Origin of the sequence: Oligella sp. HMSC09E12, assembly GCF_001808505.1 — a bacterium.
In the GTDB taxonomy this organism is placed as follows: Bacteria; Pseudomonadota; Gammaproteobacteria; order Burkholderiales; family Burkholderiaceae_B; genus Oligella; species Oligella urethralis.
The window spans coordinates 30,144-52,597 of record NZ_KV793581.1; the positions used below are offsets into that span (position 1 = coordinate 30,144).

Annotated in this window: 20 protein-coding genes; 18 read left to right on the forward strand and 2 right to left on the reverse strand. The window is 47.8% G+C overall.

Going from position 1 to position 22,454, the window contains the following annotated elements:
• Positions 1-20 precede the first annotated feature (20 nt).
• From HMPREF3179_RS06305 to HMPREF3179_RS06325, 5 genes are read left to right on the forward strand one after another with little or no spacing between them, the layout of a single operon-like run.
• Positions 21-1,265, forward strand: a complete 1,245-nt coding sequence (locus tag HMPREF3179_RS06305) for a nitrous oxide reductase family maturation protein NosD (RefSeq protein WP_018027206.1) — start codon at positions 21-23, stop codon at positions 1,263-1,265.
• Positions 1,252-2,154, forward strand: coding sequence for an ABC transporter ATP-binding protein (locus HMPREF3179_RS06310; protein ID WP_018027205.1), 903 nt, complete (start codon positions 1,252-1,254; stop codon positions 2,152-2,154). The genes HMPREF3179_RS06305 and HMPREF3179_RS06310 overlap by 14 nt, the downstream gene beginning before the upstream one ends.
• A complete protein-coding gene (locus tag HMPREF3179_RS06315) occupies positions 2,151-2,978 on the forward strand; it encodes an ABC transporter permease (RefSeq protein WP_018027204.1) in 828 nt (275 codons plus the stop codon). Before HMPREF3179_RS06310 ends, HMPREF3179_RS06315 begins: the two co-directional genes overlap by 4 nt.
• 18 nt (positions 2,979-2,996) lie before the next feature.
• Entirely contained in the window at positions 2,997-3,602 is a 606-nt protein-coding gene (locus HMPREF3179_RS06320; protein WP_018027203.1) for a nitrous oxide reductase accessory protein NosL, read from the forward strand.
• Positions 3,603-3,612: 10 nt separating this feature from the next.
• Complete coding sequence (locus tag HMPREF3179_RS06325) at positions 3,613-4,617, forward strand: FAD:protein FMN transferase (RefSeq protein ID WP_231552504.1); 1,005 nt, start codon at positions 3,613-3,615, stop codon at positions 4,615-4,617.
• 64 nt (positions 4,618-4,681) lie between these two features.
• On the opposite strand, the gene fghA is transcribed toward HMPREF3179_RS06325, so the two are convergent.
• Together fghA and HMPREF3179_RS06335 are read right to left on the reverse strand one after the other, a co-directional pair.
• A complete protein-coding gene (fghA, locus tag HMPREF3179_RS06330; protein ID WP_036559628.1) occupies positions 4,682-5,515 on the reverse strand; it encodes an S-formylglutathione hydrolase in 834 nt (277 codons plus the stop codon).
• Between the two features lie 12 nt (positions 5,516-5,527).
• Positions 5,528-6,637 (reverse strand): S-(hydroxymethyl)glutathione dehydrogenase/class III alcohol dehydrogenase, encoded by a 1,110-nt coding sequence (locus HMPREF3179_RS06335; RefSeq protein ID WP_141743451.1) that lies wholly within the window; start codon positions 6,635-6,637, stop codon positions 5,528-5,530.
• A 237-nt stretch (positions 6,638-6,874) separates the two neighbouring features.
• On the opposite strand from HMPREF3179_RS06335, the gene HMPREF3179_RS06340 reads away from it, so the two are divergent.
• The 13 genes from HMPREF3179_RS06340 (at position 6,875) to HMPREF3179_RS06400 (ending at position 22,443) form a co-directional block, all read left to right on the forward strand.
• Positions 6,875-7,405 (forward strand): DUF2818 family protein, encoded by a 531-nt coding sequence (locus HMPREF3179_RS06340; RefSeq protein ID WP_018027199.1) that lies wholly within the window; start codon positions 6,875-6,877, stop codon positions 7,403-7,405.
• Between the two features lie 94 nt (positions 7,406-7,499).
• Positions 7,500-7,883, forward strand: a complete 384-nt coding sequence (locus tag HMPREF3179_RS06345) for a TrbG/VirB9 family P-type conjugative transfer protein (protein WP_070470129.1) — start codon at positions 7,500-7,502, stop codon at positions 7,881-7,883.
• Between the two features lie 112 nt (positions 7,884-7,995).
• A complete protein-coding gene (gene alaS, locus HMPREF3179_RS06350) occupies positions 7,996-10,614 on the forward strand; it encodes an alanine--tRNA ligase (RefSeq protein WP_070470132.1) in 2,619 nt (872 codons plus the stop codon).
• A gap of 147 nt (positions 10,615-10,761) precedes the next feature.
• On the forward strand, positions 10,762-10,998 hold the full coding sequence (locus HMPREF3179_RS06355; RefSeq protein ID WP_070470149.1) for a sulfurtransferase TusA family protein: 237 nt from the start codon (positions 10,762-10,764) through the stop codon (positions 10,996-10,998).
• Positions 10,999-11,064: 66 nt separating this feature from the next.
• Complete coding sequence (locus tag HMPREF3179_RS06360) at positions 11,065-12,462, forward strand: SLC13 family permease (protein WP_070470136.1); 1,398 nt, start codon at positions 11,065-11,067, stop codon at positions 12,460-12,462.
• Positions 12,463-12,606: 144 nt separating this feature from the next.
• The gene (gene rpsP, locus HMPREF3179_RS06365; protein WP_018027193.1) at positions 12,607-12,861 is read left to right on the forward strand and encodes a 30S ribosomal protein S16; all 255 of its coding nucleotides are present in this window, start codon (positions 12,607-12,609) and stop codon (positions 12,859-12,861) included.
• Positions 12,862-13,011: 150 nt separating this feature from the next.
• Entirely contained in the window at positions 13,012-13,683 is a 672-nt protein-coding gene (gene rimM, locus HMPREF3179_RS06370; protein ID WP_052043640.1) for a ribosome maturation factor RimM, read from the forward strand.
• Positions 13,683-14,444, forward strand: a complete 762-nt coding sequence (gene trmD, locus HMPREF3179_RS06375) for a tRNA (guanosine(37)-N1)-methyltransferase TrmD (RefSeq protein WP_070470139.1) — start codon at positions 13,683-13,685, stop codon at positions 14,442-14,444. The genes rimM and trmD overlap by 1 nt, the downstream gene beginning before the upstream one ends.
• 119 nt (positions 14,445-14,563) lie before the next feature.
• Positions 14,564-16,561: a TonB-dependent receptor plug domain-containing protein gene (locus tag HMPREF3179_RS06380; RefSeq protein WP_070470142.1), complete on the forward strand. Its 1,998-nt coding sequence runs from the start codon at positions 14,564-14,566 to the stop codon at positions 16,559-16,561.
• A gap of 5 nt (positions 16,562-16,566) precedes the next feature.
• Positions 16,567-20,535 (forward strand): cobaltochelatase subunit CobN, encoded by a 3,969-nt coding sequence (cobN, locus tag HMPREF3179_RS06385; RefSeq protein ID WP_083290707.1) that lies wholly within the window; start codon positions 16,567-16,569, stop codon positions 20,533-20,535.
• A gap of 21 nt (positions 20,536-20,556) precedes the next feature.
• Positions 20,557-21,036, forward strand: a complete 480-nt coding sequence (locus HMPREF3179_RS06390; protein ID WP_115117227.1) for a MotA/TolQ/ExbB proton channel family protein — start codon at positions 20,557-20,559, stop codon at positions 21,034-21,036.
• A gap of 3 nt (positions 21,037-21,039) precedes the next feature.
• Positions 21,040-21,342, forward strand: a complete 303-nt coding sequence (locus HMPREF3179_RS06395; RefSeq protein WP_048767303.1) for a DUF2149 domain-containing protein — start codon at positions 21,040-21,042, stop codon at positions 21,340-21,342.
• Positions 21,343-21,435: 93 nt separating this feature from the next.
• A complete protein-coding gene (locus HMPREF3179_RS06400) occupies positions 21,436-22,443 on the forward strand; it encodes an LLM class flavin-dependent oxidoreductase (protein WP_048767305.1) in 1,008 nt (335 codons plus the stop codon).
• Positions 22,444-22,454: the final 11 nt, after the last annotated feature.

The following is a 22,454-nucleotide window of genomic DNA, read 5'->3' on the forward strand; positions in this document are numbered from 1 at the left end:
GTGGGTTGTTTGGTGCGTTGATGCTGCACTCAGCAGCCCACAGTGATGTGCATGTTGTTCAGGAAGGTGATGATTTACAAGCCGTCCTGAACGCTGCACAGTCAGGTGATACGATTCAGCTTGAGTCAGGTCAATATGAAGGGCAGTTTGTTGTTGATGTTAACAATCTCAAACTCATTGGCCCCGATGATCATAGCGCGGTGCTTAAGGGAGCTCGTGAAGGACGTACTCTCTGGATTAAAAGTGAAGACGTGACGGTACGTTCTTTAACGGTCATGAATTCTGGTCAGAGTTTATCGCAGATGGATGCCGGCATTTTCCTGGATAAAACAGCGCACCGAGCTTTAATTGAAAAAAATCGCGTGTTGGACAATTTGGTCGGCGTTTATCTTTGGGGGCCGCATAATGTGGTGGTCCGGGAAAATTATATCGTCGGCAATAATAAATTACGTATGTCAGAACGTGGTAATGGGGTGACGGTCTGGAACTCTCCTGGCAGTCAAGTTTTAAAAAATGACATTCTCAATGGTCGTGATGGCATTTTCTCTAACACGAGTAGGGAAAATGTCTTTTCCGGTAATACCTTTAGAAATTTACGTTATGGGGTGCATTATATGTACACCAATGACAGTGAGGTGTCGGACAATATATCTTTAGATAATGATATTGGTTATGCGATTATGTTTTCAGATCGCATCCAAGTATTGCGCAATATATCAATTAATAGTAGAGATCAGGGTGTGATGATGAACTACGCCAATCACTCTACGGTAATAGCTAATGCAGTTCATAAAGCCGAGAAATGCGTTTATTTCTATAACGCCAATATCAATAAAATCACAGATAATTATTTTGAACAATGTGAGATTGGTGTTCATTATACGGGCGCTGCTCAAGGTAATGTCATTTTTAATAATGCCTTTGTTTACAACCAGACTCAGGTCAAGTATGTAGGTACTCGTTATGAGGACTGGGCTTATGAGGGCAGGGGTAACTACTGGAGCGATCATAGTGGTTTTGATTTGGATGGCGATGGGATTTCGGATACAGCCTATCGACCTAATGACATTATTGATCAAGTCATTTGGCGGGCACCCAGCAGCCGCATTCTATTAAATAGTCCGGCTGTCGCTGTCGTGCGTTGGGCGCAATCACAGTTTCCTGCTTTATTACCAGGTGGTCTGATGGATAGCTCACCGATTATGCGGATGCCGCAAACCCAGACTTATGAAAAACTACAGGAGTTGTTGGATGAGCGCAAATGAGTTGGTTTGTCTTGAACAGGTCGAAATGACTTACGGTAAACGGACAGTTATTCATTCTCTGGATATGGTTTTACACGAGGGTGAGTGCGTTGCTTTGGCTGGGCATAACGGCGCAGGTAAAAGTACGGTAATGAAGTTGATCCTGGGGCTAATTAGTCCGAGCAAGGGGGAGGTGCGCTTACTCGGACGCCAAGCTTCCGCTCGTCAATCAGTCAAGCTACGCTTTGATATAGGTTACTTACCCGAAGTCGTGTCTTTGTACCCGAATTTGACTGGCAGGGAAACACTAGATTTTTATGCTGAACTAAAACAAATCAAGGATAGGTCTTATCCTGAGTTATTGGCAAAAGTCGGGATCGCTAATGCCGCTAAGCAACGAGTTAATACTTACTCTAAAGGTATGAAACAGCGTTTGGCTTTGGCTCAGGCGCTTTTAGGTGATCCTAAAATTTTATTATTTGATGAACCGACTACAGGTTTAGATCCGGCATCACGACAACAATTTTACGACATCATTCGTGAGCTTCGTGAACGTGGTGCAACGATTTTATTATGCACTCACGCTTTGACTGAGCTTGAAGGTAATGTTGATAGAGTAGTGGTGATGAATCAAGGGCTTAAGGTCGCTGATGGTAGTTTAGATAGTTTACGCAGTGACAGTGGATTGAGCTATCGTATTCAGATAAAAACCGTCACAGACAATCCACCGGATACGGGGCACGAGTGGCAGAGAATTGATGCTAATATTTATCGATTCAATTGTGAACAAAATGAAAAAATGTCATTGCTCAGTACGCTAGTACAAAATCCCCACGTTTTGGATGTGAATACATATGCGCCGAGTTTAGATGAAATCTATGCTCATTATTTAAGAAGAGAGGATGTATGAGGCAAATCCTGTCTATCAGTCTAAAAGAAATCCGTGACGGTTTAAGAAATCGCTGGGTATTGGCAACCACTTTATTGTTAGTGGTGTTTGCTTTGGTGCTTGGTTTATTGGGTACAGCTCCGACTGGTACGGTCAAGGTTGATCCTTTAACCGTGACGTTGGTGAGTTTGTCCAGTCTATCGATATTTTTAATTCCACTGATTGCCTTATTGCTTAGTTATGACGCCATTGTTGGTGAGGTTGAGCGTGGCACGATGTCTTTGTTGCTAAGTTATCCAGTTGCGCGTTGGCACGTGTTAGCTGGAAAGTTTATTGGGCATGTGGCTATTTTAGCGATTGCTACCGTCGTGGGTTATGGGATTGCCGGACTCGTATTGCATTTTATTTACGGTTCTAGCACTGAGGCGTGGATAGATTTCTCCAAAATGATTACTTTAAGTATTTTTTTGGGGGCGAGTTTTTTAAGTCTTGGCTATTTGCTGAGTACGCTGGTTAAAGAGCGAGCCACTGCTGCTGGTTTAGCACTTTTTGTATGGCTCTTTATGGTGGTGATTTTTGATATCGCACTGATCGGTATTTTGGTGGCCGATACGCAGCAAACGATTACCGCTGATACGCTGAACTATATATTACTCTTTAATCCAGCTGATATTTACCGTTTACTGAATTTAGTGGACTCTGAAAATATTTCTGTTTTTGCAGGAATGGCGGGGTTGAGTGATCAAATGAATTTGCGAGTCAGTGTTTTGTATGTCGCCTTAAGCTTATGGGTAATGGTGCCCTTTATTCTTGCTGTAGCAGTATTTAATCGTAAGCAGTTATAACATATCGGAGAAATTTTGATGAAAATGACATTTAAAGTGATTGGAGCTTCTTTATTATTATGTTTTAGCCTGACTGCTTGTAAACCAAGTTCAGAGTCTGTAGAAGTACCTCTTGCTGCACAAATCAGTGATGACTCAACAGGGCATTTTTGTCATATGTTTTTGTCTGAGCACGATGGTCCTAAAGCACATTTATTCTTGACAGATCAGGAGGATCCGATTTGGTTTACCGAGGTAAATCAGCTCTTTGCTTTCCGTCTATTGCCAGAAGAGGCTAAAAATATTAGCGCTATGTACGTTAATGACGCTACAGATGTAGAAGATTGGACTGACCACAGCGTAAACAAAAAATGGCTAGACGCAAAAACCGCTTTTTATGTGATTGAAAGTTCTTTTGTCGGGGGGATGGGTAGCTCAGATGCTTTACCGTTTAAAGAGCGCGCAAAGGCCGAAGAATATTCCAGCACTCATGGTGGACGTGTGGTGACCTTTGATGAAATGCCAAAGTCTTTTGTGTTCCAGCAACCTCCACAATCGCATGCAGGACATGGCACACAAGGTGCTCATGATAATCATGGTTCTAAAGCAGAGCATTCTGCCCATGATGCGCACCATAATCACTAATTGGTGAAAAATGATGAAGCAACCTTTTAAGACCAAGCGAAGACAAATTCTTGCTTTGTTTTGTAGCACAGTAGCGCTATCACAATGGCCGCTGGTGTCACTTGCTAATTCCAATGAGGTGGAATTGTTAGAGTGGCGTGGGATTGCGCTAGGCGCTGATGCACAGTTAAAAATCTACCACGAGGATAAGCACGAGGCCCGTCACCTGCTTCAGGCCATATTAAAAGAGGTTCAGCGTCAAGAGCGTTTGTTTAGTTTATACCGAGATGATAGTGTTATTAGCCACTTAAATAATGAGGGTGAAGTCTCCGGATTTTCTCATGATTTTTATTGGCTAATGTCTTTAGCTGATGAGCATGTCAGATTAACTCACGGAGTGTTCGACCCAACTGTTCAGATACTTTGGGAAACTTATAGAGATTATCTTATTGAGAATCCTCAGGCCAGTCCGGAGGAGTTAAAGGCAAGAATGACAGAAGTGCGGCACTTACTAGGTTGGGACGGTATTCAATTAACGCCTAATCGTATTCGCTTAGCAAAACCGGGACAGCGTATTACTCTCAATGGCATTGCTCAGGGTTTTATTACCGATAGAGTCACGGATCTAATGCAACAACGAGGAGTAGACCATGCCCTAATCAATATGGGTGAAATTCGTGGTTTATTACCGTTGGGCAAAGCACCTTGGTCCTTGGGGATAGCTGATCCGCTTGATGCTAGTCAGATTTTAAAAACGCTTGAACTCGGTAATCAAGCAATGGCAACCTCATCTTCTAGAGGCACTTATCTAAGCTATGAAAAAAGTATTAATCATATCTTTGATCCCGCAACTTCACAATCCGATGAGCGCTATTTAAGTGTTACAGTAATTGCTCCAACCGCAACTCAAGCAGATGCTTTGGCAACGGCCTTTTCGATAATGCCAATAGAGTCGATTAAGAACACCTTAAAGCAGATTTCAAAGGTCTCGGTATGGATTTTAGATCGGGATCGACAGTGGATTGAATTGTCTTAGTGGTGAATAAAATCAGGGCCTTAGTCAGTTTGAATAAGGCCCGGTTGTTTATACTGTCGACGCTTTAGTCTGAGCGTAGTTTGTCAGCGTGATAAGCAATATGCTCTACGATAAAGCTAGCAATAAAGTAGTAGCTATGGTCATAGCCTTCGTGATAGCGAATATCCGCAGCGATCCCAGCATCCGCGCAGGCTTTTTCTAGCAGCGGTGTGCGCAATTGCTCCTCGTAGAAAGTATCCGCCAGCCCCTGGTCCACTAATAAGCTGCGTACACGAGCGCCATGTTCAATGAGTTTGACCGCATCGTATTGTTGCCAGGCCGTCTTGTCATCACCTAAATAGGCGCCAAGGGCTTTGTGACCCCAAGGCACTTGCGTAGGTGAGACAATCGGTGCAAAGGCAGATACGCTAGTATAAAACTCGGGATTTTTAAGTGCCAGTACTAATGCGCCATGACCACCCATTGAATGGCCGCAAATAGATTGCTTATCGCTCACGGGGAAATGCTCACGGATCAAGGCCGGCAATTCTTCGACAATGTAATCGTACATGCGGTAGTGCTTTGCCCAAGGCGCTTCGGTGGCATTAAGGTAAAAGCCAGCACCTTGACCTAAATCATAGCCCTCATCATCAGCCACATCCTCACCGCGAGGGCTAGTGTCCGGGCAGACGACAATCAGTCCCTGTTCGGCTGCATAGCGCTGAAAACCAGCTTTTGTAATAAAGTTCTGCTCATTGCAGGTAAGACCTGAGAGCCAGTAAAGCACAGGAAGTTTTTTATCTTTGGCTTGTGGTGGGATGTAAATCGCAAAGTTCATTGGACAAGACAAAAGCTCGGACTGATGCTCCCAAACCTCTTGCGAGCCACCAAAAACCAAGTGCTGTTCTTTTTGTTTCATAAAGCCTCCAAATTAGTAAACAATCACCGAGCGGATTGACTTGCCTGCATGCATTAAGTCAAAAGCCTCGTTAATTTGATCGAGTGGCATGGTATGTGTGACAAAAGGGGCTAATTCAATATCACCCTTCATCGCTTCTTCTACCATGCCGGGCAATTCACTGCGGCCCTTAACGCCTCCAAAAGCGGTGCCTTTCCACGTGCGACCGGTTACCAGCTGGAACGGGCGCGTGGAAATTTCTTGACCAGCGCCAGCGACACCGATGATCACGGATTGTCCCCAGCCTCGATGGGCTGTTTCGAGTGCGTCGCGCATCACATTGACATTGCCGATACACTCAAAGGTGTGGTCAAAGCCCCATTTGCTGATGTCTAGTAAAACGTCTTTGATGGGTTTATCGTGATCCTTAGGGTTGATACAATCAGTTGCCCCAAATTGTTTGGCCAGTTCAAATTTATCTGAATTGAGATCGATAGCAATAATGCGACCTGCTTTGGCTTGACGCGCGCCTTGCACCACCGCTAAACCAATGGCCCCTAGGCCGAACACGACCACTGAGTCGCCCTCTTGTACCTTGGCAGTATTGTGTACGGCACCGATCCCCGTGGTGATACCACACCCTAGCAGACACACATGTTCAGGATTAGCATCTGGGTTGATTTTAGCGAGAGAAACCTCGGCCACCACCGTGTATTCACTAAAGGTTGAGCAGCCCATATAGTGATAGATGGGTTCACCTTGATAAGAGAAGCGGGTGGTGCCATCAGGCATGACGCCCTTGCCCTGGGTCTCACGCACAGCAACACAGAGGTTGGTTTTACCGGAGGTACAGAATTCACATTCACCACATTCGGCAGTATAAAGCGGGATCACGTGGTCGCCCGGTTTGACACTTGTCACCCCTTCGCCCACCTCAACCACAATACCAGCGCCTTCGTGGCCTAGCACCGCTGGGAACACGCCTTCAGGGTCATCGCCCGAGAGGGTAAATGCATCGGTATGGCAAACACCGGTATGCGTACAACGAATTAATACCTCGCCCTTTTTGGGCGGGGCCACATCAATTTCGACGATTTTTAGTGGTTCACCCGGAGCAAAAGCAACGGCGGCACGTGATTTAATCATGACAATCTCCTGTCTACTAAAAGGAATAATGTAAGGTCCACTATAGCCTTAATTTATGCGGCGAGTCATTATTTCCGATACTTTTCGGGGTTTATGCGTGGCGCATTGAACTTTATCTGGCGATATAAACTCTAAAGGCTTGCTTTGTTGGAGCTTTGTTGTTAAGACTTCAGTTAAAATAGTCTGCTAGCCTTTTGGCCGTCGTGTCATTTTTTATATGGACCTGATTGTTTTATGTTTCCAGAGTCGTCCTTTTGGTTGATTATCGCAATTGCCGCGTTTAGCGCATTATTGCCTTTTTTTACTGAAAAATCCTTTGTCTTTGTGCCTTGGCGCCAACAGGGCGAGTCAAGCGCTACACCTGCGTGGCTGATTGCTGTGCGTGCCTTTTTGCAGTGGATATTAATTATTGTTGCGGCCTATCTCATGGCCAATAGCGCAGCGCATAGCTATCAATTAATCGCCTTTGGCGGCAGCTTGCTATTATTTGCCTTGCCCTTATTAACCGTTAGTCGACAGGTGCCGGTTAAAAGCTTTGCCGTGCGTATTTTTGAGCTGTTGGCCTTTTATTTCTTTGTCGGCGCGATCGGCTTTGTGATTGAGGGCTATTATGCTAATGCGCATAGCCAACAATGGCAGTTTTATGCGATTGCGCTGTGCTTATATATTGTGTTGGCATATCCCGGTTTTGTGTATCGCCACTTATTTAGAAACCGTTTTAACCGCCGCTTAATTGCCCAAACTCAATTGGCCGATGACGAGTAGGGTGGCGCTGCGGCTGATGTAAGTAATCGCGGGTATGGTCACGGTCTGAATCCTACTTCACAATAAGTACCATCTCAACCTTAAGGTGGTACTTATGATCAAATCTCTCTCTTTTATTCTCTTGCTGCTATTTTTAAGCGCTTGCAGTACGCAGCCCGATTGGTTACAGCGCAAGCGTCAGTATCACGGCTGGGAGTACTCAACGCGGCAAGTGCATGATTACAGCTTTGATTGGCATATCAGTGGCGCTGCCTACGCCTCGCCGCAGCAGGTTTTTAGCGCTTCAGATGAGCTATGGGTGCAGTGGCCGGCGCAGCGTGAGTTGCCGGTGATTGTTGGTATTGACCATGCGGGGCGGCGACAGGTGCTGAGCTATCATCGTCAATTACCCTATTTAGTGATCAAAGATCATTGGCCGATATTGCAGTTTAATTTAGGCGGTGAGCAGGCCTATGCGAGCTTTAACTTAGATCGTTAGTGTTATTGTGCTGTTGTTCAGGTGCTAATTACTTGAAAAGACACCGCTTGTATATAGAAGTCGTTATAATTAAGGGTTAATCTTAATCATTTTATTTCTATAGCCTTTGCCCATGAAAGCATCTGAAATACGTAGTAAGTTTTTGAACTTCTTTGAATCCAAAGCGCATACGATCGTTCCTTCTTCCTCTTTAGTGCCGTCGAATGACCCGACGTTGTTATTTACAAACTCTGGCATGGTACAGTTTAAAGATGTGTTTACAGGGCACGATAAGCGTCCTTATGTGCGTGCGACTTCGTCGCAGCGCTGTTTGCGCGCCGGCGGTAAGCATAACGACTTAGAAAATGTCGGCTACACCGCACGCCATCACACCTTTTTTGAGATGCTGGGTAATTTCAGTTTCGGTGATTATTTTAAGGAAAAGGCAATTAGCTATGCCTGGGAGTTGTTGACCGAGGTTTATCATTTACCCGCAGAAAAGCTTTGGGTGACCGTGTATGCGGAGGATGACGAGGCCTACGATATTTGGGCAAAGCAAATCGGTGTGCCTGCAGAGCGCATTATCCGTATCGGTGATAATAAGGGCGCTCGCTACGCCTCGGATAACTTTTGGCAAATGGCAGATACGGGTCCCTGTGGACCATGTTCCGAAATCTTCTATGATCACGGCCCCGAGGTCTGGGGAGGCCCTCCAGGTTCACCTGAGGAGGATGGTGATCGCTATATCGAGATTTGGAATTTAGTCTTTATGCAGTTTAACCGCGATGAGGACGGTGTGCTGCACCCACTGCCTAATCCTTGTGTGGATACAGGGATGGGCTTAGAGCGTATTGCTGCAGTATTACAGCATGTGCATTCTAATTATGAGATTGATCTGTTCCAACAGTTAATTAAAGCGGCTGCGCGCGAGACGGCGACCGATGATTTGAGTAACAGCTCGCTTAAGGTCATTGCTGACCATATTCGTGCTTGCAGTTTTATGATTGTGGATGGTATCGTGCCGGGTAATGAGGGTCGTGGCTATGTGTTACGCCGTATTATCCGTCGTGCCTTGCGTCATGGTTATCGTTTAGGTCAGACGACGCCGTTTTTCCATCGGCTAGTGGCTGATTTAGCGCTTGAGATGGGTGAGGCGTATCCGGCCTTGAACGAGCAAAGTGAGCGCATTACAAAAGTCCTGTTGCAAGAGGAGCAGCGCTTCTTACAAACCCTGTCTAACGGCATGGATATCCTAGGGCGTGCCCTTGCCGAGCTAAAGCAGGGCGATCGGCTTGATGGCCAGGTGGCGTTTACCTTGTATGATACCTACGGCTTCCCTTTTGATTTGACTGCAGATGTATGCCGTGAGCATGGCATTGAGGTGGATGAGGCAGGCTTTGAGGCTGCCATGACGAAGCAGCGCGAGATGGCACGTGCCAGCGGTAAGTTTAAGGTTAAGCAGCAGCTAAGCTACGAGGGCGAGGATACGCGCTTTGAGGGCTATGAGAAGTCAGAGACCGAGGCCACGGTGTTAGCGCTCTATTTTGAGGGTACTCAGGTGGAGCAGTTGGCCGAGGGGCAAGAGGGCGTGGTGGTGTTGGATCAGACGCCGTTTTATGCCGAGTCTGGTGGTCAGGTCGGTGATGCCGGTGTGTTGAGCGGCTACGGCAGCAGCTTTAAGGTAGAGGATACGCAAAAGATTCTGCCGCATGTCTTTGGTCATTACGGGGTTGTGAGTTTAGGCACGATTAAGCTGGGTGATCAGCTGAGTGCTCGGATTGATCTTGAGCAGCGTCAAAATACGGTACGTAACCACTCGGTCACTCATATTATGCACAAGGCTCTACGTGAGATCTTAGGTGAGCATGTGCAGCAAAAGGGTTCGTTGGTGGATGCTGATAAGACCCGTTTCGACTTTTCACATGATGCACCGATGACGGACGAGCAGATTGCTGCGGTTGAGGCCATTGTGAATCAAGAAATTCTTGCTAATACGCCAGTACAAGCCGCATTGATGAGTTTTGATGAGGCGGTTGCTGGTGGTGCAATGGCGTTATTTGGTGAGAAGTACGAGGATGAGGTGCGAGTATTGGATATTGGTACCTCACGTGAGCTTTGCGGTGGTACGCACGTTGCCCGCACCGGTGATATTGGTCTTTTTAAAATTGTTTCCGAGGGTGGTATCGCTGCCGGGATTCGACGGGTTGAGGCGATCACAGGTACCAATGCACTTGCTTGGGTGGAGTCACTCACGCAGCAATTGCATCAAGCAGCGGCAGTGCTTAAAGCCAATCCGGCTGATTTACTTGAGCGTGTGACAGCCACCCAAGAGCAGTTACGCGGCTTGGAAAAAGAGCTAAGCCAATTAAAGGCCAAGCTGGCTGCGGCGACCAGTGCCGATCTCAGCGCCGAAGCGCTTGAAGTCGCCGGTATTAAGGTGCTCATCAAGTCGCTTGAGGGAGTTGAGGCCAAGGATTTACGTGGCATGATCGATCAGCTCAAGGATAAGTTAAAGTCTGCCGTCATTGTCTTAGCGGCACCCTCGGCGGATAAGGTATCCGTTGCTGCGGGCGTTACCGCTGATCTTACGGAGCGGATTAAGGCGGGTGAATTAGTGTCCTTGGTGTGCTCCAATATCAGTGGTAAGGGGGGCGGTCGCCCCGATATGGCGATGGGTGGCGGTAGCGATGTGGCTGCTTTACCGGCGGCCATGGATGCGGTAATGCCTTGGCTACAGGATAAATTAAGTTAAACGGTCCTTTGTCTGGCTTAAGCGTTATTGCTTGATATGGCCATCTTACTGATGTATTAATTGATTCCGCTGCCCCGATGGATTGTGTCGGGGCAGTGTCGTTATGATTTGTTGTATATGTTAATTTCTGCTGCGGAGCGATGTGATATGACTGAGGTTCATTTTGATCAGGTGGTTGAGGCGCAAAACTTACTTTGTCCACTACCTATTTTAAAAGCTAAAAAGGCCTTGTCTACGATGGAGAGTGGGCAAGTGCTTAAGGTGCTTACCACCGATCCTAAGGCGATGGGGGATTTTCAGGCTTTTTGTGCGCAATCTAAAAACCAATTACTGGCTCAGCGCGATTCCGGTGCGACGACCGAGCATTATATTCAGCGTCGCTAGTGCCTGCTATTCAATCTGATGTGAGTACAGCTAGTATCGATTTTTCTATCTTTATGGAGCGTATGTATGACGGAGCCTCAATCGAATCAACAGCTAACACGTCTGATGCCTCGCGGCAGTATCAAGGGGATGGCCGTTGCTGTGCTTGCCTTTGTGTTGGCTTATTTGTTGTATTTATTCTTGCCTTTTGAAAATGATGTTAACAAAGGCCTAGCGGTGCTTTTGTTTATCGCAATTTTATGGTTTACCGAAGCGGTGCACATTACCGTGACGGCCTTGATGGTGCCAATTATTGCGGTGGTCTTGGGTTTTGAGGGGATCACGACTAAATCAGCTTTAAGTAATTTTGCCGATCCCGTGATCTTTATTTTCTTTGGTGGTTTTGCCTTAGCCACTGCCTTGCACATACAGCAATTAGATCGCAAAATTGCCTATTATTTGCTGTCTTTATCACGCGGTAATTTACTGCTCGCATCCTTGATGATCTTTGCGGTGACAGCCTTTATGTCTATGTGGATTAGTAATACCGCAACGGCTGCCATGATGTTGCCTTTAGCCTTGGGCGTGATGAGCAATTTGGATCGCAATACTAACCGTAACAGCTACGTGTTTGTCTTATTGGGTGTGGCGTATAGTGCCAGTATCGGTGGTTTAGGTACCCTAGTTGGCTCGCCGCCAAATGCCATTGCTGCACGTGAGCTGGGTATGGATTTCGCTGCTTGGATGAAAATCGGCTTGCCAATGGTGATCATTTTATTACCATTGATGATTTATGTTTTATGGTTAGTTTTCCGTCCTAATTTTAAGGGTGAGACTGGTAGCTTAGCGATTAAAGAGGATATTGAGTGGACCCCGATCCGCTTGGTGACCTTGGTCTTGTTTGTGTTTATTGCGCTTTGCTGGATTTTCAGTAGCAATATCACGGCCCTATTAGGTACTAGCAGTACTGACTCATTGATTGCGATCTTTGCGGCCGTGATGGTGGTCGTCTTAGGTTGTGCTAGCTGGAAGGACGTGGTGGATAATACTGACTGGGGCGTGTTATTGCTATTTGGTGGTGGTATTACCCTCAGTCAGGTCATGCAGCAATCCGGTGCTTCCCAGGTGCTTGGTCAGTTGGTGGCGGATACCTTTGGCGGTGCTCATCCGCTGCTAGTTATCTTTGTGATTTGTACCTTCATTATTGTCTTGACAGAGTTCACAAGTAACACGGCCTCGGCTGCGCTACTAGTGCCGGTGTTTGCTGGTGTGGCAACGCAGATGAATATGCCGCCAGAGGTCTTGGTGTTGGTGATCGGTATTGGTGCCTCTTGCGCCTTTATGCTGCCAGTTGCAACGCCGCCTAATGCGATTGTGTTTGGTAGTGGTTTAATTCATCAGCGAGAAATGATCCGTGCCGGGATGGTGCTTAACGTACTATGCGTGGCAGCGGTGTCGTTATTTATTTACTTTTTTGTAGGATAAGCGCTGCTTCATAGGGGAAAAGGCGACACTTTTTCCCCTAGTTGTGAAGCTTTGTTGCGGTCAGGGCTAATAAGTTGTTATACTATCTAGCTAATTTTTGTCAATATTTATATCAATTTACCAATTAATGAGGATAGTACACCTATGGTGGTTATTCGTTTAGCCCGTGGTGGCTCTAAAAAACGTCCATTTTATACAATTGTTGCAGCTAACCGTAGTGACCGTCGTGATGGTCGCTTTATTGAGCGCATCGGTTTTTATAACCCAGTAGCTCCTGAGGGCACTGAGGCCTTACGTATTGCCTTGGATCGTTTAGAGTACTGGAAGGGTCAGGGCGCTCAGTTATCTCCTACCGTTGCTCGTTTAGCTAAAGAGTACGCTCAGCAGCAAGCTGCTTAATTGAGTTTATCGTTATGCGCCCGGGATTGACCGAGGCGGAGTAGCTCTTTTGACTCATTAGCATAAAGGCGATGATCCTAGTGGATTTGATTGACCGTCAACTATTTGACGGTCAATCTTGTTTTTATGCCTATAAAAAAGCACAATTCTATGAAAAAAGCTCACTCACAGCAGCAAAGTCCTTCCATAGTACCAGATGATCTGGTCGCATTAGGTCACATTACCGGCGCCTTCGGGGTGCGTGGTATGGTCAAGATCAAGCCGTACTCTACCGAGTCCATTTTGCCGCAGGTCGATCGTTGGTGGTTACAGCGTCGTTTAGCGCCTGGCATGACGGCCGCTAGCGTGGCACCGGCAGCGCATCAGCTGTTTGAGGTGAGTCAGTGCCGCTGGCATGCGGACCATTTAATTGCCGCCTTTAGTGATATTAGCGATCGTGATGTAGCAGAAGAGCTCAAAGGGATGGTGATTTCGGTTTCCCGAGCGGATTTTCCGGTACAGGCTGAGGATGAGTTCTATTGGGTCGATCTGGTGGGTTGCTGGGTTTATACCGTTGATGAGGCGGCGGTGCGTGAGTTAGCCGTGGCTGATGAGGACTATGTACTCCTAGGTCGTGTACGTGAGCTATCGGATAATGGCGTGCACGCCGTGCTGCATATCGATCGTTATGTCGATAGTGGCGAGCCCGATAGCGAGCCGCAACCGCTCTTTAATGCCAAGGGGCAGCCGCAGCAAAGTCTGGTGCCTTTTGTAGATGCCCATGTGTTAGAGGTTGACCTCGAAAATAACTGGCTTGAGGTTGATTGGCCCTTGGATTTCTAATGCAAGTTAATGTCATTAGCCTATTCCCGCAGATGTTCGAGCTGCTGAGTACGCAGGGCGTGACGGGTAGGGCGCATGAGCAAGGGATTTGGTCCCTAAGTACATGGAACCCTCGGCACTACACGCATGATATCCATAAAACGGTCGATGATCGTCCGTATGGTGGTGGCCCGGGTATGGTGATGCTAGCACAGCCCTTACTGGATGCGCTCAATGATATTAAGCAGCATCAGCAAAGTAGCGGCCCAGTGATTTTACTAAGCCCTGCGGGGGTACCTTTTAATCAGGCGCAGGCAGAGCGGCTCTCGCAATTACCGCACATGACCTTTGTCTGTGGTCGTTATGAAGGCATTGATCAGCGCTTTATCGAGCACTATGTGGATGAGGAAATCTCGCTCGGTGACTTTGTGTTGTCGGGGGGTGAGATCGCCGCTTTAGCGGTGTTGGATGCCACCATCCGTTTGCTGCCCGGGGTGTTGAATGACCAGCAATCGGCCTTGCAGGACTCCTTTCATCCGCAGCTGTCAGGGCTCTTGGACTGTGAGCATTACACTCGGCCGGAGGTGTTTGAGGGGCTTGCGGTGCCGCCGGTATTACTCTCTGGGCATCATGCCAATATCCAGCAATGGCGCCGTCAGCGCTCGCTTCAACTGACCGCAGAGCGTCGTCCCGATCTGCTGCAACAGGCTAGGGATAAAGGCCTCCTTTCTAAGGCTGATCTAAAATTTTTAGCACAACTAGCAAGCGATAATTTGTCATAAATCGTGTTGGGAATCATTCACAACCATTGCAATGCACTAGTATAAAATGATACGATATATCGTTACATAATGTTTGTTATGTTATATCGTATATTTCAGAGTGTATAAAAAGATTAAAAATGATTCCATTTAAACCGTGTTATCAGCCTGTAGCGATAAAAGGCATCGTCTTTGCCATGTATTCATTGGTGCCAGTCACTGCGTTGCAGGCCCAAGCGTTGGAGGAAATTCAGCAATTACCTAATGTGGTGGTTTCAACCACAGCGTCCACACGTGAGCTTGAGCGAGCCATGGCCAGTGTGTCCGTGGTCGATGGTGTTGTGGTGCGACGTCGTCCGCATAATGATTTGTTCGATATGATTCACGATCAAGTCGGTATAGCTTCTGAGTATGTGGGTGCTGGGGGCGGACGCGGTATATCCATTCGTGGCATGGATTCAGAGCATAGCTTGATATTAATTGATGGGCAGCGGATTAATCATACGGCAGGCAGCATTGCGCACTCGAATTTGGAACAAACATGGGTCCCTGCCGAAGCGATTGAGCGTATTGAAATTGTGCGTGGTCCGATGTCCTCGCTTTATGGTTCCGAGTCTTTGGGCGGTGTGGTGAATGTGGTAACGCGGGCAGCCACTGAACAATGGCAGGCCTCTTTTAATCAGCTTTTTCGCTTGGGCTCCAAGCGCTTAAAGGGGGATTTATATAAAAGCGGTTTTTATGCGGGTGGACCGTTGATTGAAAATACCTTAGGGATCAATCTATGGGGTGAATTGCGTCGTCGTCAAGCTTTATTAAATGCGCAGGATCGGCGTCTTAGTACGCTCGATGAACAACAAGCAAAAAGCTTGCATGTGGGATTGACGTGGACGCCAGATACGAATCAACGCATTGATTTAGGGGTTGATATCAATCGAGAGGAATTAGCGGGGGTGCGCTTAGCATCTGCTGGACGGACTAAGGCTAATACGCCCTATGAGATTGATAGCTTGATTCGTCGACATCGCTATAGCTTGGCTTATCGTGGTGATTGGGCTTGGGGATCGTTGCAGTTGCGCTGGTACCAAAGCCGTTTAAAGCGTGATGTAGAGCGGAGTGATACCAAGGAAGTAAGCGCACCAAACCGCTTTGTGGACACGGTTTGGGATGCGCAAACGCAAATTGATGTGGGAGCCTACCAGCGTCTGAGCTTAGGTGTGGAATGGCGCCGTGAACAGGTGGAAGATCCGAATATCAATGCAGAGCAAAAGGATAAGCAAAGTCATTTTGCGGTTTATTTACAGGATGAAATTAGTTTAGGCGAGCAGTGGGAGGCTGTGATTGGTGGGCGTTTTGATAAGCATCAGCGCTTTGGTTGGCAGTTTAGCCCACGCAGTTATTTGTTATTTAAACCTACTGATAACTGGACGTTCAGAGCCGGTGTGGGTAAGGGTTTTAAAGCACCAACCTTAAAACAATTGTCACCATCTTATGAGTCCCGAGCGGCCATGGGAGGGCGTGGTATTGTTCGGGGTAATCCGGACTTGGCCGCAGAAACAAATACCTCCTACGAATTAGGGGCTGCGTATCGTGCGGATGATTGGTCGGTGGCAGCGACCTTATTTCAAAATCATGTGAAAAATCTTATCACCACCGTACGTTTACCCAAGTGCAATGAGCGTGGCTTTGTTTGTCTAAATTACCAAAATATTAATCAAACACGGCTACAAGGGGTGGAATTAAGTGCGCAATGGGATATTAGTACGGACTGGGCAGTCAGTGCGAATTACACTTATTTAAGTGCGCGCGATCGCCTAAAAAATGAGCCTTTATTGGATCGTTCGCGTCATCGCGCGAATGTGGCTTTAACTTGGAGCCCATTGGCGCAGCTTGAGACGACGTTGCGTTATGAGTATGTGGGATCGCAGTTAGGTAGTGGCGCCGTCGCTAATCAATCAATTAAACGTCCAAGCTATGCCTTAATCCACTGGGATATAAGTTATGAGCTGAATAAATCGCTCAGACTCTATGGTGGGGTAGAAAATATCAGCAATAAACGTTTAGCCAATGAGCAGCCCGAGCTTTATCAGGCGGCGGATGAGGGTAGACGTTTTTACGCAGGTTTTAATTTGGCGTATTAAGCGGTATGTGGTGTCGAGTTATACAAGCCTTGTGTTTCATTGTCTGCTTAATGGGGGCGATGACAACAGCGCACAGTCAGCCACGGCTGTTAGTGGTGCATAATGATTTTGTGGCGACGCAGAAAATCGAGGTGTTGCAGCGCTTTGCTGATGCGCATGAGGTGGTATTGCAATCGCTCAATATTAATACGCCTGCAGCCCGTGCTGCGGAGTTAATTGCGGATGCCGATTGCTTAATTTTGGATGTGCCTCGGCCCAGTGATAGGGCGAGTGTAGCGCGTTTTTTGGCGGCCTTTGATGTACAGGACAAAAAGCAATTAGTGATGGGCGCTGGGCCAGCGCATTGGCAGCATATGGATGCGACCTTGGCAAAGCACTTGATTGCCTTGTACACACAGGGTGGGGCGCAGAATTTTCAGCATTTCTTTGAGTTGATTCAGCAGCAAGCATTGGCTACTTTAGAGGTCAATGACTTGCCGACCGTGCAGACTTTGCCGGAAAGCGGCTTTTATCACTTTGCCGCAGCAACGGTGTTTAGCGATTTAAATGCCTATTTGGCGTGGCATCAGTCCTATTTACAAGAGGCTGGCAATCATTTTCAAGCGCCAGTGGTCGTACCTCAAGGACGTGTGGCTTTTTTAATTTCGGCTAGCGTGGTGTCAGATTTAGTCACCGACATAATTGATGAGATCATGCTTGCGGCGGAGTTGAAGGGGATTCAGCCAATCGTATTTTGGCTGGCAAATGATGCCCCAGCGGGTGCCTTACAAGCGCTATTTAAGGAGGCGCAGCTAGATGCCCTCGTCAATTTGACACACTTGCAAAATAGCCATGATTTAGTCAGTGAGTTTGATGCTTTAGATATTCCGGTGATTCAGAGTTTGCGCTTTAGAGAGGCAGATATCCGTCAGTGGTCCAAAGCAAGTAGCGGGGTCTCGGCCTCGGTGGCGGCAACGTTTTTGGCGCTACCCGAGACCTGGGGTTTAAGCGATCCGATTGTGTTGGCTGGGCGTAGTCAGGGGCGTGATGTCCTCATGCCAAAGCAGTTGGATGCCTTGATGGCTAAACTGAGGAAGTTAATTGCCTTAAGAAAAACGCCGAATCCACAAAAGCGTTTGGCGTTATTGTTTTGGAACTACCCGCCCGGTGAAAAGAATCTCGGTGCTTCTAATCTTAATGTGCCGCGGAGTGTGTTGTCGATTCAACAGGCTTTACAAGCGGCCGCCTATGAGGTGGGTGAGACGCTAAGTGAAGAGACTTTGATTACTGAGTTGCAGGCCTTGTTGAGTGCGATTTATAGGCCTGAGCAGCTGGACGCCTTACTTGCCGCGGAAGTGCCAACAGCAGAGCGGCTTGAGTATCGTCACTATGCCTTGTTGCCACTCGAACGTTATATGCAATGGTTGCAAATCCAAGCACCAGCGGTGCAGACTGCCATGATGCGTCACCATGATCTTCAAGCCCATTGGGCGCTGCGAGAGGTTGACGGTAAGCGCTATTTTGTTCTGCCGCGTTTACGCTTAGCAAATCTAGTATTGATGCCACAAATGCCGCGAGCCGGTGATCCGAATGCACATTATCATGATGTGCAGCAGATTCCGGATCATCTTTATATGGCAGCTTATCTTTATTTGCAACAACAGTATGCCGCCCACGCTTTAATTCATCTGGGTACGCATGGTACACAGGAATGGTTGCCGGGTAAGGACAGAGGCTTGGCGGTGGAGGATTATCCTTGGTTGGCCTTGGGTGATTTGCCGGTATTTTATCCCTACATTCAAGATAACGTCGGTGAAGCGATTCAAGCAAAACGCCGCGGACGGGCCGTGATGATTAGTCATCAAACGCCTGCCTTTGCGCCGGCCGGTTTATACGATCAGTTGCGCACAATGCACGATTTAATTCATGCCTTAAGTCAATTAGATGAGGGCATGGTCAAGCAGCAAACTCTTGCGCAGTTGATTGATTTGGCAGCTCAGCATCACTACCTAGAGGATTTAGGGTGGACGCGTGAGACGGCAGAGCAAGATAGCTTGGCTTTTAGCGCAGCGTTACATGATTATTTGCATGAGATAGCCGAAGCGGCCATACCTTTAGGTTTACATACTTTCGGTGAGCCGGCGAGCGAGCATGAGCGTATGGTGACCCTGATGCAGCAATTGGGTGAGCCTTTTTATGATGCCTTGGGTTTAGCTGCAGAGGAGCGCTTAGTAAGTGATGCGGAGACAGTACAACAGCATCCGGCCTATCTTAAAATTGCCGCTTGGCTAAATGGCGCCGAGGTACCTGAGGCAATGAGTGCCTTAAGCGGTTTTTATGATGATGCATTAAGCTTTAATCAAGCCCTGCAGCAGAATGAAGAAAATGCAGCCTTAATTCGGGCCTTGGCTGGTGGTTATGTCTTGCCGGGTAATGGGGGTGATCCGATACGTCAACCTGGTCTGATTAGCGGGCGTAATCTATACGCATTTGAGGCAAATAAAATCCCTACCAAGCAGAGCTATGAGGCGGGTGAGCTTGCCTTTAAGCAGTTGGTAGCGGCGTATCAAGCTGCGCATCAGGGCGCATTACCTAAGAAATTGGCTTTCAGTTTGTGGTCGTCGGAGGCGATTCGTCATTTAGGTGTCACCGAGGCGCAGTTACTACATGCCTTGGGTCTGCGCCCCGTCTGGGAACCGAGTGGGCGGCTAGAGCGCTTGGATATTATCCCGCTCAGTGAACTGGGGCGAGCACGGGTTGATGTGGTGGTGCAGGTGACCGGTGTTTATCGTGATCAGTTTGATCATTTTATGACGCTATTAAATCAGGCAATTGCCGAGTTGGCGACCTTAGATGAGGATCCGGCGATGAATCCCATTGCTGCGAATAGTCAAGCCGTGGCGGCGCATTTGAGGCAGACAGCGGGTCTGTCGCTATCAGCAGAAGCGGCACTGGCGCAGGCAAATTTACGCATTTTCTCGAATGATGCCGGTCATTATGGCACGGGCGTACCACATTTGGCCTTGCAGTCTAGTCAGTGGGATGATGCCGAGGTGTTGGCGCAGCAATTTATGCAAAGTCAATCCTATCCTTATCGCAACGGTACTGGCTTAAGTCAGCTTAGTGCAGAAAATGCTAAGGCGGTGTTGTCAGCTCAATTAGCAGGCGTAGATGCAGCGATTATGAGCCGTTCTTCTCATGTCCACGGCGTTTTGTCCACCGATCATGGCTTTGAGTTTTTGGGTGGCTTATCGGCTGCGATTGAGTTGATAAATGGGGCTGCGCCGCAGTTATTGGTGTCTGATTTGCGTCAGCAGACACCTCATACGAGCTCGTTAGAACATTTTTTAGCGCAGGAATTGCGTTCACGCTATCTGAATCCGCAGTGGATTCAAGCGATGCAAGGAGAGGGCTATGCTGGGACCCTAGCGATGTTGAATATCACCAATAATTTATTTGGTTGGCAAGTGATGAATCAGAACACGGTGCGAGACGATCAATGGCAAGCCATGTTTGATACTTATGTGATGGATCGCTATGAGCTCGGTTTAAATCAATGGTTTGAAGCGCATAACCCCAATGCCGAGGCGCAACTGTTAGAGCGGATGGCAGAGGCTATTCGTCACGGTTACTGGGAGGCCTCGGCTAGTACCAAAGCGGCTTTGGCCGAGCGTTGGCAGGATTTGAATGCGCGCTATGAGATCACGGATATTGCCGCTGTCAGTCAGACGTTTTTAGCTGAGATGGCTGCGGGTTATGGTTTAACTGGAGCTCGTCCAGATAGCGCTGCTGAGCTGGCAACTGAGTCTGCACAGCCGCCTCAGAACGAGGTAGCTGACGCTTCGCAGGCACCGCCATTAGAGCAGGTACAGGGACAAGTATTGGAAAGGGTGAGGGTGCAAGCTATCGACCCTCGCCCGGCGTATTACGTGTTGTTTTTAATGTTATGGATCGCTTTGGGTGGTTTTTGGCAATATCGTCAACAACGTCCTTAGCCATAAATGATGAGTGTTTAAATGGAAGTTATGCAACAGTTTGAAGGCTTTTTATATGCTTTCTCCCGACTCTTTTTAGTGCCGGTGATGATATTAATCGTGGTGGCTTTGCTGTATTCACTATTTGCTTTTGGGGCTTTTTTAATGGAGGCGTGGCAGCGTCGACGCGGTCAATTCCGTTCCTTTGTTGTGCGTGATGGCGCGAGCTCTCAGAGCGATGATTTGGAATTGAAAATTATCAAAGCGCTGGATTGGTTGCGTATTATTTCGCGCACAGCGCCCATGTTGGGCTTAATTGCAACCATGATTCCCATGGGGCCGGCCTTACTGGCTTTAGGTCAGCATGATACGGCGGCGGTTGGGCGTAATATGGTTGTCGCCTTTTCTTCTGTGATTTTGGCCCTGCTAGCTGCGAGCCTTAGCTTTTTTATTTTCAGCTTTAGGCGTCGCTGGTTATTAGAAGATTTGCGTCGTGTCGAAAGTGCAAAGCAGGAGTCCTAAAGCATGCGATTTATCACGGAAGAGGATAACGATCCGATGCTCTCGGTGGTCAATTTAATTGATCTTTTTTTGGTGATTATCGGTGTGCTGATGATCATGATGGCACAAAATCCTTTAAGCCCTTTTCAGCAGGATAGGGTGATTGTGATAGAAAATCCCGGCGAGGAGCGTATGCGCATCACCATCAAAGAGGGTGAGGAAATTCAACAGTATGAGTCCACTCAACAAATCGGTGAGGGTGAGGGCTTGCGCGCCGGTGTTACCTATCGCTTAAATGACGGTCGTATGATCTATGTGCCTGAATAGGGTGGCTGAGTGATAGAGATATGATCTATTGATAATCTAGCAATACGCCCCACATAAAAATGATGCATGAGCTAATGAGTAAGGGAGTTTTTTATGCAAGCGTATTCGGTACTGGATTTTTCAACCATTATTGAGGGTGAGGGAGCGAGTGAGGCTCTAGCCAAGTCATTACAATTGGCGCAAGCCGCTGAGGCCAACGGTTATCACCGTTTTTGGATGGCAGAGCATCATAATTTTCCGGCCATTGCCAGTTCGGCGACAGCGGTTGCCTTAGCCTATATCGGGGCAGGTACCCAGTCAATTCGCATTGGTGCCGGTGGGGTGATGTTGCCAAATCATTCGCCCTTAGTGATTGCGGAGCAATATGGTACTTTGGATGCGCTGTATCCAGGACGGGTGGACTTGGGTCTGGGTCGAGCACCGGGCACCGATCAGACGACGGCGAGAGCCATGCGCCGTGATCTCAGGGCAGCCGCTGAGTCATTTCCTCAAGATATTCAAGAATTACAAATGTACCTCGGGGAACCGCAGGCGGGGCAGCAGGTGCAGGCCTTTCCTGGTCAGAATTCACAAGTGCAGCCATGGGTCTTAGGCTCCAGTTTGTATGGGGCACAATTAGCCGCGTATTTAGGTTTGCCGTACTCCTTTGCCTCACACTTTGCACCAGCCATGTTACATGATGCCTTCAGGGTGTATCGTCAGCAATTTAAGGCCTCTAAAGCGGTAGCGGAGCCGTATGCGATGCCTGCGGTAAATATGGTGGTGGCCGAGACGGATGAAGAGGCGAAGTATTGGTTTAGTTCGCATCAACAAAGTGTTTTGGCTTTATTCCGTAATCAAAGTCAGAAGTTGCAGGCACCGATCGAGGGCTATGAGGCGTCCTTAAATGTGTCTGAGCGTCATGCCGTGGATTCACATTTGCGCTATTCTTTTGTGGGCTCGGAGGCGACGGTCGCAGCGCAATTAGAGCAGTTTTTAAATGATGTGCCGACGGATGAGTTAATGGTGCATGCCCGAATTTTTGATATTGATGCACGGCTTGAGTCACTGCAGCGTAGTGCTAAGGTACTAGCGCAGTTTTTGACATCCTCCCCGGCCTGAAGGCCGGAGAT

Bases quoted from the DNA above. Each gene is read 5' to 3' on its own strand.
- HMPREF3179_RS06305 (WP_018027206.1), top strand. From the start codon at position 21: ATGCTGCACTCAGCAGCCCACAGTGATGTGCATGTTGTTCAGGAAGGT.
- HMPREF3179_RS06310 (WP_018027205.1), top strand. From the start codon at position 1,252: ATGAGCGCAAATGAGTTGGTTTGTCTTGAACAGGTCGAAATGACTTAC.
- HMPREF3179_RS06315 (WP_018027204.1), top strand. From the start codon at position 2,151: ATGAGGCAAATCCTGTCTATCAGTCTAAAAGAAATCCGTGACGGTTTA.
- HMPREF3179_RS06320 (WP_018027203.1), top strand. From the start codon at position 2,997: ATGAAAATGACATTTAAAGTGATTGGAGCTTCTTTATTATTATGTTTT.
- HMPREF3179_RS06325 (WP_231552504.1), top strand. From the start codon at position 3,613: ATGATGAAGCAACCTTTTAAGACCAAGCGAAGACAAATTCTTGCTTTG.
- fghA (WP_036559628.1), bottom strand. From the start codon at position 5,515: ATGAAACAAAAAGAACAGCACTTGGTTTTTGGTGGCTCGCAAGAGGTT.
- HMPREF3179_RS06340 (WP_018027199.1), top strand. From the start codon at position 6,875: ATGTTTCCAGAGTCGTCCTTTTGGTTGATTATCGCAATTGCCGCGTTT.
- HMPREF3179_RS06345 (WP_070470129.1), top strand. From the start codon at position 7,500: ATGATCAAATCTCTCTCTTTTATTCTCTTGCTGCTATTTTTAAGCGCT.
- alaS (WP_070470132.1), top strand. From the start codon at position 7,996: ATGAAAGCATCTGAAATACGTAGTAAGTTTTTGAACTTCTTTGAATCC.
- HMPREF3179_RS06355 (WP_070470149.1), top strand. From the start codon at position 10,762: ATGACTGAGGTTCATTTTGATCAGGTGGTTGAGGCGCAAAACTTACTT.
- HMPREF3179_RS06360 (WP_070470136.1), top strand. From the start codon at position 11,065: ATGACGGAGCCTCAATCGAATCAACAGCTAACACGTCTGATGCCTCGC.
- rpsP (WP_018027193.1), top strand. From the start codon at position 12,607: ATGGTGGTTATTCGTTTAGCCCGTGGTGGCTCTAAAAAACGTCCATTT.
- rimM (WP_052043640.1), top strand. From the start codon at position 13,012: ATGAAAAAAGCTCACTCACAGCAGCAAAGTCCTTCCATAGTACCAGAT.
- trmD (WP_070470139.1), top strand. From the start codon at position 13,683: ATGCAAGTTAATGTCATTAGCCTATTCCCGCAGATGTTCGAGCTGCTG.
- HMPREF3179_RS06380 (WP_070470142.1), top strand. From the start codon at position 14,564: ATGATTCCATTTAAACCGTGTTATCAGCCTGTAGCGATAAAAGGCATC.
- cobN (WP_083290707.1), top strand. From the start codon at position 16,567: ATGTGGTGTCGAGTTATACAAGCCTTGTGTTTCATTGTCTGCTTAATG.
- HMPREF3179_RS06390 (WP_115117227.1), top strand. From the start codon at position 20,557: ATGGAAGTTATGCAACAGTTTGAAGGCTTTTTATATGCTTTCTCCCGA.
- HMPREF3179_RS06395 (WP_048767303.1), top strand. From the start codon at position 21,040: ATGCGATTTATCACGGAAGAGGATAACGATCCGATGCTCTCGGTGGTC.
- HMPREF3179_RS06400 (WP_048767305.1), top strand. From the start codon at position 21,436: ATGCAAGCGTATTCGGTACTGGATTTTTCAACCATTATTGAGGGTGAG.